The organism is Rhodopirellula baltica SH 1 (assembly GCF_000196115.1).
GTDB lineage: Bacteria > Planctomycetota > Planctomycetia > Pirellulales > Pirellulaceae > Rhodopirellula > Rhodopirellula baltica.
In genome coordinates this window covers 2199911-2214422 of sequence record NC_005027.1, presented here as the reverse complement: position 1 = coordinate 2214422, position 14512 = coordinate 2199911, and the positions used below count along the sequence as shown (strand labels likewise).

The 14512-nt window shown below is 53.9% G+C and carries 9 protein-coding genes; all 9 read left to right on the top strand.

The window, feature by feature from the left end; translation table 11 throughout:
- The first annotated feature begins 551 nt into the window (after positions 1-551).
- The 9 genes from RB_RS08470 to RB_RS08430 all read left to right on the top strand — a co-directional run bounded on the left by RB_RS08470 (position 552) and on the right by RB_RS08430 (position 14460).
- The gene (locus tag RB_RS08470; protein ID WP_164921730.1) at positions 552-1214 is read left to right on the top strand and encodes a hypothetical protein; all 663 of its coding nucleotides are present in this window, start codon (positions 552-554) and stop codon (positions 1212-1214) included.
- Positions 1215-1386: 172 nt separating this feature from the next.
- The gene (locus RB_RS08465) at positions 1387-2274 is read left to right on the top strand and encodes a C1 family peptidase (protein ID WP_164921729.1); all 888 of its coding nucleotides are present in this window, start codon (positions 1387-1389) and stop codon (positions 2272-2274) included.
- A 173-nt stretch (positions 2275-2447) separates the two neighbouring features.
- Positions 2448-3863 (top strand): peroxidase family protein, encoded by a 1416-nt coding sequence (locus RB_RS08460; protein WP_164921728.1) that lies wholly within the window; start codon positions 2448-2450, stop codon positions 3861-3863.
- A gap of 152 nt (positions 3864-4015) precedes the next feature.
- Positions 4016-6775, top strand: coding sequence for a ferritin-like domain-containing protein (locus RB_RS08455; protein WP_164921727.1), 2760 nt, complete (start codon positions 4016-4018; stop codon positions 6773-6775).
- Positions 6776-6829: 54 nt separating this feature from the next.
- Entirely contained in the window at positions 6830-8413 is a 1584-nt protein-coding gene (locus RB_RS08450; RefSeq protein WP_011119822.1) for a LodA/GoxA family CTQ-dependent oxidase, read from the top strand.
- A 5-nt stretch (positions 8414-8418) separates the two neighbouring features.
- Positions 8419-9543, top strand: a complete 1125-nt coding sequence (locus tag RB_RS28535; protein WP_011119821.1) for an NAD(P)/FAD-dependent oxidoreductase — start codon at positions 8419-8421, stop codon at positions 9541-9543.
- 14 nt (positions 9544-9557) lie between these two features.
- Positions 9558-10283 carry a dienelactone hydrolase family protein gene (locus tag RB_RS08440; protein ID WP_011119820.1) on the top strand — a complete coding sequence of 242 codons (726 nt, stop codon included), beginning with the start codon at positions 9558-9560 and terminating at the stop codon, positions 10281-10283.
- 24 nt (positions 10284-10307) lie between these two features.
- Positions 10308-12812 carry a hypothetical protein gene (locus RB_RS08435; RefSeq protein WP_164921726.1) on the top strand — a complete coding sequence of 835 codons (2505 nt, stop codon included), beginning with the start codon at positions 10308-10310 and terminating at the stop codon, positions 12810-12812.
- A 148-nt stretch (positions 12813-12960) separates the two neighbouring features.
- Entirely contained in the window at positions 12961-14460 is a 1500-nt protein-coding gene (locus tag RB_RS08430) for a hypothetical protein (RefSeq protein WP_011119817.1), read from the top strand.
- Positions 14461-14512 lie beyond the last annotated feature (52 nt).

Here is a 14512-nt window from a genome sequence, read left to right as displayed (position 1 = left end):
GCCGACTATCTTGCCCTGACTTGTCTCGCCCAAAGTTGCGGGCGGTTTTGCACTGCACAAAGCCTGGTTTGTTCCCAATATCACGCAGATCTTGCACCATTGGCAAGCGGATTGGGGGGTTTAGCAGCTTGTCCTCCGAAGGCTGTGGAGCATACCCCGCTCAGCCACTGGTCCGGAGAGCTTTGCCCCAGTTTGACGGACGGCGTAAAGCTTTGTTCTCACATCGTGCGACGTCGGCCTACAGATAGCAGGCTTTTGGCGTTTACCGAAGATTAGGGAACTCTAAATCTGCGATTCAACACCCGAGACCGAAGAATGCAGCTCTTGGGCTATATCGCTCTATATTCTTGGCAAACGTGAGACAGAGTGTCGCATAACGATTCGAGATCCCGTATGATTCAACAGGCCGGGGGGGGCGCCACCGGCCCGCCAGAGGCGGCAGGGACTTGACGAAGTAGCATCTGAAAACATGCGATCTCAGGGGCACTGAAATGACAAGAAGAAGCGTCACTCGGAGCAAAACAGACTTTCGAGACCACCTAATTGAGGCGATGGCACCGTTGCTGTTGGCATCTCAATATGCAAAGCAGGTGGCTTGCGAGCCTTGGGAGTTCGCCGTTGAGATTGAGCAACTTGTAGCCTTGGGACTGGCTCCTAACGATTTTCGATGGCTGGTACGCAGCGGATTGGTGACGCACCGACGAGAAGTGACGTTGGAGGGAGAGAATGGTCGGCATTTTCAAGCTGCGGGTGATTTGACCTATTGCGAGCGATCGTGTTTTGTCCTGACCGACTGCGGCATACGAATAGCCCAGCAGTTTCACCAAGCAGCCAATGTCTCTTTGCCAGTTGATTCTAAGCTTGGAATCGAACAAGTCTCGCAAAATGGCACTGTACATAAGCAAGGCGTGTCAAAAACGTCCGTCCCTATTTGGGAGGCGGAACGTCGCGAACTGCGATTCGATGGGGAAGTCGTGAAGCATTTCAAATGGGTGGCCGTCAACCAGCAGGCGATTCTAAATGCTTTTGAAGAGGACGGTTGGCCACCGCGAATCGACGATCCACTGCCACCGAACGCGGAGCAAGACTCCAAGCGACGACTAGCCGACACGATAAAATGCCTAAACCGGAAGCAGTGTTATGCGGTTGTTCATTTCCGGGGAGACGGGACCGGGGAAGGAGTCATCTGGGAGATTGTCGACTTACCCGAGTAAGCTCACTGAATGTTGCAGTGTTCTGACTCAGTTGCGTGGAGTCCTTCATTTGAAAATCGCATTATTCTCGGAGTGTTCCCATTCTATTCCGTAGCCGATTTCTATCGCAACGATTGAATAGACGTTTAGAGAGGCGTTTTTGCCTTGCTATTCGTTCAATCACGAGATCGCTATGGCTAAATTTGTGCCGCGAGGATTGGGGTGGCAACCTGACCTACCCGATGGACGCGACTACACGTTTCGGCACCCTGAGGTTCGGCGTCTACTTCTAGACCTGCCGGAGATGCTGGACTCCGAACAACCCGACCTAGTTGATCTACGCTGCGATTGCGACACAGAGTATTTCACGGCAGTAGACGACCAACGAACATTGAATGCTTCATCTGCGTTCGCGGCCTTGTCTGCGGTCGAGTATTTTGAGCGGCGTGTTGCCGGACGGACCTACGATGGCTCACGCCTGTTTCTGTATCAAGCTGCACGCTACCGGATCGCGAAAGCAGGACGAGATCTTGCTGATTCAGGCGCGGATTTGAGGACCACCTTGAAAGTACTTGCTCAGGTTGGCGTCCCGCCGGAAGAATACTGGCCATATAGTATCGAGGCTTTTCGATCCGAACCTAGCTCGTTTCTGCTTTCGCTGGCAACAGCCCCGAAGGCCCTTCGGTATTTCCGTATTGTCGATGATGGATGTAGTGGTCAAGAGACATGGCGTGCGTTGAAATCCTTCCTCGCGGCCGGATTTCCAGTACTGTTCGGGTTCTCTGTGCCTTCGTCATTGGCTGATTGTCCCGAGATTCTTTTTCGCAAAGCCCATGACGCACCGCGCGGTGGTCAATCTGTTGTCGCAGTTGGATATCAATTGAATCGCGTTGGTGCGGATCAAGACGCGATCTTGATTCGCAGTTCCTGGGGACAGCAATGGGGAGACAATGGGTATGGATGGCTTCCTGCCAGCTTCGTTTGCAACTACCTCGCTCGCGATTATTGGTGCCTAATCTCGGAAGATTGGCTGGATGTGACGGAGTTGTTTCGGCCATCCATCATCACTGATGTCAACTGAGTGTTCATACCATAGCCGTTCCCATCCGTTTCCGTAGCCGCCCGAGCAGTTGCAAGCAATCATCGTTTCTATAGATGGTTCAAATTCTCAAACAGGAGTATATTCGTATGGCAAGCCACGGTGCATTGAGTCAGCGCGGAATTGAGTTGGTTACAAAATCAGATCGTCGCCGAATGTCGATGTTTCATGCACTGGGGCTGGATGCCCAATCGCCCGAGCAAGTGCCGGCAGGAAAGTTCGGACGTATTTTTGAAGGATTACCAATCTACGAACCCACCAACAATGCGATTCGTCAAGTCGCGGAAACCATGCGAGAGGACGACGCAGCCGCGAACGAATCAACGATTCCGCTTGGCTTCGCGTTCTTAGGACAGTTTATAGATCATGACGTCACTTTCGATCCAATTTCACGCTTGGATGATCGTCTGGATCCAGACGCCATTCGCAATTTCCGGACGCCAGCACTGGATCTTGACAGCGTCTTTGGTGATGGGCCAGATGCATCACGCCATCTATACGATACTGTTGGAGGAAATCCTAAGAGCGAGCACCGCCTACCGTTTCGTCTGTTAACGGACACCGCAAAAAACGACTTTGATCTGCCACGCAATCGCCAAGGAACCGCAATCATTGGCGACCCTCGAAACGATGAGAACTTGCTCATATCGCAAGTGCATCGAGCATTTCTTGGATTTCACAATGAAGTTGTGAAGTACCTGTTGAGCAAGGCCGACGGCAACCCACCGGGCAACAAAGATTTGTTCGAGGAAGCGAGGAACTTGGTTACGCTTCATTATCACTGGATCGTCTTGCACGAGTTCTTGCCCCACATTGCTGGCACGAGTGTAACGAATGACGTAATAGTGAACGGCCGTCAGTTTTTCAAATGGGAGGAGCGTTCAGACCGTCCATTCATTCCCGTCGAATTCGGTGGTGCGGCTTACCGATTTGGGCACACGCTGATTCGAGAGACTTACAACCTAAATGCTGCGACCCAGGGCATAGAGCTGTTTAAGCTGCCATTTTTTGGGACCTGCCCTAATGGCGACTGCGGTGAAGACGGCGGCCCATCGACAAACTACAACTTGGATTGGAGTTACTTCTTCGACTTCGGCAACCATGACAATCTGCAGTTTTGTCGCAGGGTAGACGCAAAGATTGCTAAGCCGCTGTTCGATCTTCCATTCATTCATCGTGGTGAAGATCCGCCCGCGTCGTTACCAGAACGAAACATGCGGCGAGCGCGTACGTTGAAACTGCCAGCTGGCCAAGACGTTGCTGATGCGATGGGGATCACGCCACTAGATAACGCCACTCTAGGCATCAACGAAATCGACGGGCTTGGTGGCAAGGCTCCGCTCTGGTTCTACATTCTGAAGGAGTCCGGATTGACTGGGGACCCAGGCGGTGAACATTTGGGACCGGTTGGAGGCCGAATCGTAGCTGAAACGATCGTTGGGATGATCGATGTTGTCAGAGAAGAGATTCTTGCTCCACATGATCCACAGGATTGGACTCCAACATTGCCAGATCGTGCTGGAAACATCGGTAGCTTCACGATGGCTGATTTGGTTGCATTCCGTGCTTAAAGAGTTCCAAACCTTGTTGCGTTGAGGCCCCAATGTCCAAATTGCCAAGAATTTTTTTCCGAAGTCGCCCTCGTTCGGCACGCGCCGCCACCGCTGCCGAACAGAGAGTGCCATTCGCTGCAACCGCTGAAGAGTTAGTAGTAGAGGGCGTCATGACGCCTCGTGATGAGGCCATCTTCTTGTTGCAAACGGCTGCTGAGATCGAGCACTCATTGTTGGTGCAATATTTGTACACGGCTTATTCCATTGACGTCGGCAACGCGCCTGACGAAACCGAACGAACGAAGGCCAGGGGATGGCAATCGGCGATCGTTGAAATCGCGATCGAAGAAATGGCGCATCTGATCTCGATGCAAAACTTGCTGATATCGCTCGGTGGTCCGACCAACCTTGATCGAGAAGACTTCCCTTTTCGCGATTTGTTCTACCCGTTTCACTTCAAGCTGGAGCCAATTTCGCTCGACTCACTTGCGAAATACGTCGTCACCGAGATGCCTGAAATCGCGCCAGATGCAGAATTGCAGGCAATCATAGACCAAGCGATGGGCGCGCAGGGAGGCGAGCCACTGAATCGCGTGGGTGCGTTGTTCGAGAAAATCGACGAGTTACTTGATGAATTAAGCGACAGTGATTTCTACGCAGATTCGGCGGACACCGTTCAAGCTATCGCTGGCGAATGGAGAGCACTCGGCGGACGCATCGTACAAACGGTTTCTAATCGGGAAGAAGCAAGGGAGTTGGCAAATGCTATTGCCGAACAAGGTGAGGGTGGCGACGCGGCGGTCACATCACACTATCAAAAATTCAGGACGATCTACGAAGAGTTTGCAAGCACCACAACTTGGAATCCAAGCCATCCGACGCCCAACAATCCAAATACATCGGAAGAGGTCTTTAGCGACGCAGAGATGGAGAATGGGCGGATAACGGATCAAGAAAGTCGTCGTTGGGCTCACGTCGCCGATCTACAGTATCGTTTGTTGCTCTACGCGATCGCGCACTCGGTGACATTGGACCGCACATCGCAATTGACCCAACGCGGCACGGTGATCAATTGGTGTTTCCTCGGGATGAAGACACCCGGCCTCATGGGTGTGATTTCGCATCTACAATCGCGTCCGCAGCACGATCCGCCTCAAGTAGATGCGGATGGACGCGAGAAAAAAGCTGGTCCACCGTTCGCGTTGCCATATACGTTGTCATTGCCGCAGTCGATCGAGGCACAATGGCGCACGTACTTGGATATTGTTGACGCGACCGACTCCGTTTTGAAAGACACAACAACTGCTGCACCACTGCGAAACACGTTGGAGCGTACAAACGATCTGATCCGTTCCGCAGCAAACGATTTTATCGACAATTTGCCAACGGATACACCAGTCAACCCGCCCGATCAGCCGCCCGCGCCAAGTGACGGGACCAAGGCCAAGGCAGACTTTGTTGAACTGCTAAAGTCCAAATGCTCACTGGCGCAGATCGTGCACAGTGGCGTGCAAGTCGGCGATGATGGCGGCAATCTTAGCGGGCTGTTTTCCGATGAGGCGTACGAACGAATCTTACAATTCCTGACGACAGCCAATGCGACTCGTCCGCCCGCGGCGGGCAAACCGCTGGTGGTGCCAGGCAATCCCAGCCAAAGTGGTTTCTACATACAGATCACGGATGGGATCATGGCCGCCAACTTTACGGATGAAGAGGCGAAAGTTGTCGAGCGTTGGATACGCAGTTTGCCGACGGACTCTGGCGGAGCGGCATCAGGGCGAACTGTAGCGTTGGGTATGCGTGCTGCAGCGGGAGCTCAGGGCGGGGCGGCGGGAAGCATCGTTGCGAAACGATTTGCATCGGGGCTTGACCAACCGTTGTTCCTGACGTCAGCGCCGGGGAAACCGGATGCGGTCTATTTGGTTGAGAAAACCGGGGCGATCAAGGTACTGAACGCTTCCGATGGGATGGTTACTCATACTTTGTTTCAGGTTGATGACTTGAGTGTTGACGGCGAGCGAGGACTGCTGGGGTTGGCCTTCCATCCGAAGTTTCAAGAGAACGGGCATTTCTACGTAAACTGCACGGATCACGCCGGCCGGACCACGGTACGGCGGTACACGGCAACCGCAAACGGTGTTGATCCGGCAAGTAGACATAACGTGATGGTGGTAGATCAGCCCTTTGCAAATCACAACGGTGGCTGGATTGGTTTTGGCCCTAATGACGGTTTCCTGTACATCGCGTTAGGAGATGGAGGATCCGCCAACGATCCAACGCCGCCGATCGGCAACGCTCAGAACAAAAATTCTCTGCTGGGAAAGATGCTGCGTGTCGATGTGGATAAGGATGATTTGCCTGCAGCCGCAGACATGAACTACGGGATTCCCTCGTCAAACCCGTTCGCGTCAGGTGCAGCAGCGCGAGGAGAGATTTGGGCGACTGGATTGCGCAATCCTTGGCGATGTAGTTTTGATCAAATGACGGGAGACCTTTGGATCGCAGATGTTGGGCAGTTTGCGGTTGAGGAAATCAACTTTCAAAACACAAACAGTCGTGGCGGCGAAAACTACGGTTGGCGTATTCGCGAAGGCACAGTACTGACAGGGCTCGATTCAGACCAGCCAAACCTTGTCGATCCGATTTTTCAGTACGGCCGCAGTGATGGTGGGACGATCATCGGTGGGCACGTCTACCGAGGAGAAGCCCTTGCCGGATTGCAAGGGACTTACTTCTACGCTGATTTTCTTTCCAGCCGGATTTGGTCGTTCCGTTTTGACGGGACCAGCATCTCCAATCATATGGAAAGAACCGCCGAAATAAACGTTGGTGGTCCGATCAGCTCGATCGTTTCGTTTGGACAAGACAGCCAAGGCGAAATCTATATCGTGTCGATACTTGGTGACATCTTTCGGATCTCCTCTACTTGACGCTGTTCAGAAACCGGTGCCCGACGCGGGCAAATCATATAAGGAATCGAAGACATGTCCAAGAGCTACCGCGTTCATCCAGCCATTGGGGTTGCCCGATTAGGTAGCAGCATGGAAACGTTCGTTGGGCCGGAGATTCCGGGCACCAGTCCAAGCCCATCAGACGGACAGTTCAAGCGAGACGGGCGGTTGAAACGCCAAGCAACGCGATTTCGAGTCTTTGAGTACGACTCGGATCATCCTGACGCGGAGCCAGTGGAAGTCGACTTGTCACGTGGCGACGTCGCAAAGATCCAATGGCGTGTGAGTCTCGCCAACCGCAAAGCTGCCGGCGACAATATTCTTCGCGTTACTCCTAGTAAAAGAAATCCGGGTATTGCCGAAGCAGACCTCGTGATTGCACCATCGGGAAAGACCCTCGACACCCCGGGACAACAAGAAAAATTTGACGACGGGGCATTCCGCGGTGACCCAGTCTTCTTGGGAGACGCGACGGTGGAACCATCCGGGACGTTGGTCGTTGCCGGTGGACTTGGCAAATCCGATTTCGTCCTGAAGCCTGGGGAAAATGGCGGGTATTCTGCTGGTGGCAGCCTCAGCTTTGACAACAACCCGTTTTGGTATGACGATACCTCCGATGGTCCCGTCGAAGCAACGATCGAGTTCACCGATGGTACCACTACAGCAGTCAAACCTGCTTGGATTATTGTGGGGCCAGCCGACTTTGCCCCAGGCGTCGGCAACGTTGTGACACTCTATGACTTGATGTTGGATGTCTGCGTTCGCAATTTTTCGCTCAACACATCCCTCTTTGACGGCGGCAAATTTCGCAGCGACTATCGACCGTCCTACACCAATGAAATTTATCCAATCCTGCATCGTGCGTCGCAACAGGGCTGGGTCAACAAGCTTGCTAACTTGGGGCATGTCGGCGCTCACTTGTCCCGGCATGACGACCTAAGTCTTGAACCGGATGCGAACGGCGATCCGCATCAAGCTGCTCGCACCGCGATCTTTAGTAAGCTCAGGGACCCCGACAACCCAGGCAGCAGTGGAAACATGCCACGCCTGACGGGCGATCTTGATGGTGCAGTTTACCCAACCCAAGGACTGACGTTCACTAGAACACAGTTTCATTTGATGCGTCAATGGAAAGACGGAAAATTTGTCAACGACTGGGCCGGTGCATTTACGCCTGAAGCAACAGTCTCCGCAAGAGGACTGGACATCGCGGCTTTGGAATCTTGCGCTGGTGGCGCGTTTTTCCCAGGTATCGAAGTGAACCGAATCGTCGCACTGCGGCTGAACATCTACGACGTCGATTCATCAGATCGTGCTGACGAAATTAGATTGAAACCCGCTTCAATCGACCAGTTGCGCTCACCGGGCTACTTAACCGAAGGCAATGCTCTTCCCTGGCAAGCTGACTTTCTGAAGTGCGCTGGGTCATGGTGGCCGGCACAGCGACCTGACGAAGTGTTTGAGCACTCGGGAAGCTCACAAGTCGCTTGGACTCGAGGAAAGATTTCAAACCACAAGGACATGGTTCAGCGTTGGCATGAGCTGGGCATCGTTGTTCAAGTCGGAGAGGAGTATCACGAGCAGGAACGAAATCCCGATGGAATGTTCATGGCTTAGTCATTATGAGCCAGTATTCAGATGTAATGGTGATTGGAGGTGGCCCGGCGGGCTGTTCCACTGCCCTAAGGCTGCGACAGCAAGGAGCAACCGTCACCCTGATTGAAAAAAGCGACTACTCGCAACAGCGGCCGGGGGAATCGCTAGCACCCGAGGCAATTGGCTTTCTCAATCAGCTTGGCGTTCGCGATCGATTCGACGCCGAAGCCTTTCAGCAGACATCGGGGTTGCTAGTTTCCTGGGGAAGCGTTGGCATTTCTTTCTCTAGTTTCTTGACACGTCCTTTTGGCTCAGGCTGGAACCTCGATCGAGCTCGATTTGATCGAATGCTTAGCCACGCCTGCCGTCAAAGTAGCGTTAAAGTGGTCTTCTCGCGACAGTCGATACAGTTTGTCTACAGCCATGACCGATGGGAGTTGCAAGTTGGCCGGGACTCGTACAGATCGCCAGTCATTGTCGATGCGACCGGCAGAGCATCAGCCATGGCGACGCGATTCGGTGTTCAACGAATACACGATGACCACCTCATTGCACTCGTCAGCTATCGCGACGAGCAATCTTGTGATCCGCGGCTTGTAATTGAATCGACGCCCGACGGTTGGTGGTACTCAGCCGGTCTGCCGGGCGACGTTTCGGTGACCGCGTTTTTAACCGACGTCGATCTCATTCCTAAGCGGCCAGAGGAACGAACCACCTACTTCACTGAGTTGCTTGAACAGACTCGCTTTGCTCATCGAGGAATTGCCCCGTCAAGTCCTGCCTTTTCGCCGCGGTTGGTTCGTGCGAATACTAGTCGTCTTTCTAGGCCTAGTTCGAGTCATTGGTTTGCTGTCGGAGACGCCGCTATAGCCACTAGTCCACTGAGCGGAAATGGAATCGTTCGTGCTTTGGAAACAGGGTTGCTGGCTGCCGACGCCATCGTTTCGACCGACACGAACGCATCCCAAAGATACAACGAAGTCCTCGCTTCGATGAGGGAAGAATCCGAAGCTCAAGCGAGAGCTACCTACTCTCAAGAGAAACGCTGGGCAACGACGTTTTGGCAGCGGAGGCACAGCACTCTTCCGTCAATCAAGAGCCCACTTGTGCAACGAGCAGTTGGCACCGTGATTCCGAATCCGCAATCTTAAGGCACTCGATAGCTATGATCCCATCGACCTTCCAGACCGGCACTGATTCATCTCGGGAGAACATCCCCTGGACCTTTGACGAACCGGCATCGGCGTACGACCGCGCTGTCGTCATCGCCTACGGTAGCGACGGTCTTGTTTCTCCTTGGAAAGCCGAGATCGAAAACTTCGCGAAGAAGTTAGCTGAGGCAGGGATTCTGGCCCTGACGCCAGACTACTTTGAAGTCGATCCGCCGACTCCGCATGGAAGTAGCGAAGCTGCGTTCACGTCGATTTTGCCGAGGAATGAACAGTGGGCACAGGTTCTGCGGGACGCGGTCAAAGCCGCAAAAGCCTTGCCGAAGGTGGACGACTCCAAAGTCGGGTTGGTCGGGTTATCTCTGGGGGGATTTCTCGCCCTGCAGATCCGCGATTCTGTCAACGTATTGGTCGAACACTATGCGCCTTACCGGTTTCCGCCGAATGTTGATCTCGGAACCGAGACACCTTTGATTGGTCTTGGGCCCAACAAGAACCCAGCATTGAAGGCTGCCATTCATCACGGAAAAGCGGATGCCTTGGTGCCGATCAGTCTAAATGCTTCACCTATCAAGGCAGACTTAATCGCCGAAGGTGCCACCGTGACGACGACGTACTACTCCGGAGCCGGCCACGGGTTTCAAGGCACAGACGCAGATAGCGCGACAGCTCGCAAAGAGTCGCTTGATGACACAATCAAGTTTTTTGCAGATCACCTGTAATTCATGTTCGACCGAGACATAGCCGTGCAAGCAAATACTCAGATCACGCCGCCTGGGATCGAAAGATTCACAGCGCCAATTCCAACGACTTTCAGCGTGGGAGACTCCTACCTTTCGGCGGGCAGCTTGCTGGTTTTCTTAGTCGCTTCGGTGTTGGCAATCGTCTATTTGCCAGATCTTCCTGGGTGGGCGGTGGCTCCGTTTTGGTTCACGGCACTGGGGAGCGGGATTGGCTTTCTTTACGAATCTTGGTTGCTCATCCGAAAAGCACCGTACCAGCTATTGGGAACCGCCATGGGCCGATTCATTCAAACCATTCGGCTGGGCAATATCGCACTTGTGTTCGGATCGGTTTATCTCACCTACGAATTGTTGACGCTCGGAGCGTTTGGCTATTCGGGGCTGGTGACGACAGTCGTGGGAGTCGTTACGGGGTTTCTGCTGATTCTGTTCCTGTTCCGCGGTCCGCAAGAAATTGGCGCGGCAATCTTGTCGGTCGGTTTGCTGGCGGTGTTGATTCTTGTATTCACATGTGACGGCATCAAGGCCGGTGCTTGGATCAGGATTACTCTGGCGATAGCCGCTATAGGACTTTACGCGAGCACCTTCATCGGATCGCAAACACCGCGTCGAAGCACGATCTTTCATCTTGTCGCAACCGCGGTGGTTGGGTTGCTGTATTTCGGATTGAGGACTGAGTTTGATGTAGCCGCTGCAGCACACAGGGGAGTTTCGGGAATCGGCCTGCGGCTGTTGGTCTCGATCCCAGTCGGGATGGCGTTGGCTTTCTATTTGCTTCCTCAGACTTGGGCCGTGTTCCGTTCAATGCTGTCCGGGGCGACTTGGCCGTATTTCTATCTTTTCATCGCCGGTGGAGTGCGAATCCCGAGACCGGATCGGTTAGGCGAACTCTACGCGGGGCGTGAAAAGGAACTTCGGCCGCTGGGTATTTTGCCGTACTACGTCGCGCATCCGCGGAATTTGACACATCCGGTCAGCGTTCCCTGTCTGGATAAAGCGTTAACCTTGAAGGTGCACGCTTTTGGGATGATCACGCGCTTGGTGAAATTCGCCTTCGGCGCCGCAAGCGTCGTCAACCGTATCTTCCCGATCGCCAACGTTGACGTTCCGCTTCGGCTAAAACCTAGGATGGAGCCTTGGAGCGATGGCAGTGACTATTGGCCGAAACAGTTCCTTCAACGCATCTATCTGCCAACTCTTGGATGGTTCTCGATCGAGTCAGGTGTTCAAGGCCCAGGTTTCCAACCCACGCCGCCGACCGCGATCGAAGCTTATCACCGTGGCCAGCTATTGGCATTTCTGGTCGAGTACGGCATTGCGGGCACCTTCGTCCAGCCGGTCGTTCGAGATGGTAAACAGGCTTTTGAGTTGGATCTCTCATTCTTCGAGAAATACGAAACCAAAGCAGACTATGAGTCCTACGGTGGCAAGGCGTACTTCGAGATCGACGATGACAATCGTTGCTTGAAGCTGACTCACGTTCACGCTCCGGAGTCGACGATTGAGCTTGTGGTTGATCCGGCCGATGCAAGGTTCCGTCATGCCGAGGATATGATTCTGGCCACGGTTTACTTTTACGTCGTCAGTGGAAAGCACCTTGTCGAAATTCACATGGGATTGAACCTGATCGAAGTCGCACTGTTCAACTCGTTCGACGCGAAAGGGCAGTGGTTTCATCCGGTGCGACTGGCTCTGTACCCGCATCTCTTCGCTCACGAACTCGCCGAGGAACTAACGACTCAAAACCTGCTGGAAGACAAAGCGGTCTTTCCGCAGATATTCGCGACTACGAACGCATCGCTGATGCGACATTTGAACGATCGGTTCGGCGAGTACCAATTGGCGAAAGACGAGGACTTCGTTGGTCGCGAGCAAGTCCTGCTGACCGGCCGTGAGGGGCAGTCTTTGGAGGACGTCCTGCCGAGATCGAGCCTGATTTGGGAGAAGCGATACGCCCGGATTTGGTTGGAATACGCAACCAGCTTGGTCGAAGCCGTTTACGCCAGTGATGCTGATGTCGCGTCGGACGAGTGTGTTCAAGTCTTATTCGCCAATCTCACGGCCACATACTCTCAGCCGCTTCCAGACCGGTTCGAGGAACTAAGAACACGCTCTGGGCTGGCAAGATTCATCGCCGACATGATGCATCATCTGATTATCCGTCACGAAGTCTACGGAACATCCGGCGTCCGTCTGGCACTCGACCCACGCATCAACAAAGTGCAAGTTCCCAAAGACGGCGGAACTTACGGTGTCGACGAATGGCGTTCACTCGCCTGCGTTGCGATGGCTACATCACGAGTGCGTTACACCCAGCTCATGACCGACTTCAAAAACGTCTTCGACGATCTCCAAGACGACGAAATCCGTCAAAAGTACGGCAAAGCCCACGACAGAATGAAAACGCAACTCGAAAAGCTCCAAGCTGAATTCGCCTCCGACGAAATCGAGAATTACAGCACCCTTCGTCTGCTTCCATCGGACCTAGATATCGGAGCGGGCTACTAAGGGAACAACGGATTTCGTTCTCATTGAGTTCCCATCGACTTCCGTAGCTACTTTCGCTTCACGCATTTTAATAGTCAGAAGGGAATCCTGCGTTGAATGGCAATGCAGGCGAGTCGCTGCGGGCGTCCTTGGGGAGTAGTGCCAGATCATGAACGATATTTTGGCTGGAGCTTGGGTCTACCGGAGCTTTCTTAACGTCCAGGATCACCTTGATCCGACGCAGCCGCTCGGCGAGCGATTGCTTTTCGGGCAGGGCGAACTGGTATTCGACTCGGTGGTGGGCCACGATGACGTCCGTGGTCAACTGTCTTTTCGTAGCGATCCACCAACGCAACAAGACGCTCGGTTAGAAATGGTTGGCAGGATCGAACACGGTACGCCGCATCGAATTCGTCTTCGCGGGACAGGTGTCGCCGGAACAAGTGCAGAAGGCTGGGTTTATGACTACGTTGGCTACCTCGCACCCGAATGGGCTGACGGAAAGGACCAAGTTCCTGCGATTGTTGGTACGGTGATTCGCAGTGCTGCGCACGGCAATGCACCAGCGGGCGTAGTCGCGTCGTTCGTTGCAGTGGCCCAGGAATTTCCGGAGCCGCGAATCGTGATCCCGCTGCCTGAACCTGTTATTCGTATGCTGGCAGGCGAAAAACACCGGTTACACCATTTGCTTTGGCATTCGCTGCGGCAGTTCTGGCTCTCCCGCGATGTGTCAGACGAAACTCGGGAGCATATTCGCAAGCTCGGCTGGGAGCCTCCGCGACTGGGGACCGAGTCCGGCAAGACTGCGGTGGACAATGGATCCGGCATCGACTTTTTGTTCATGCATCGCGAGATGATCTCGCACGTTGCACACATGATGCATGGGCTTGGTCTGGACCCAATCCAACATTGGTCGGAGCCTCCTCAACCTGGTGCTGTCAGAGCGGAGCCAGATTTCACGCGAGCACATCCGGAGCTTCCCGTTCCTGGAAACCCCGATGGTTTTGTCGTGCCACCGGCTTGGCATTGGCCTTCCTCCTTAAACCTTGAGCGTCGAATCCACGCACTTAAGAGTGACGAATACTACTGGTCAAGAATGCGCTGGTGGGATCGCGAGTTTAAGAACCCAGAGCGACTGTCGCGACTTACGCTCGGGCAACTCGGTGCACTGCTTGAATTCTCCATCCACAACGACATGCACATGCGTTGGGCATCGGTTCCTAGGTTAGCCGAAGGCACCAAGGTCCCTGCCGGGCGAGGCATTGGAGACATCGACTCGAAGTGGGCGGATCCAAGCAACGACTACTTGGGCGATTTCTATTCGTCCCACGTCAATCCAGTGTTTTGGCGTCTTCACGGCTGGGTCGACGATCGCATCGAAGACTGGTTCGCTGCTCACGAAGCGGCTCATCCCGGTGAGGTCCAACGAACAGATGTCGGCGGCCTGCCGTGGTTCCATGGCAAGAACTGGGTCGAGCACGATCAGCCTTGGGCGAAACCGCAACAAGGCTTCGACGTCGACACCATGAAACAAGTCGTGCACCTGCTGTTCCCGCCTCCACTGGTAGACCCCGTAGCAGCAATCACATTGGCTAGGCCAGCAGTCGTGTCGCAACAGTCCGCCACCGAGTTCTTTTTTGGGAGGGAGTTGGAGACACCGCTGGAATGAGCAATCAACGTTGCCAGTCGTTGGCAGCAGAATACTTACGTGTTTGACTAAA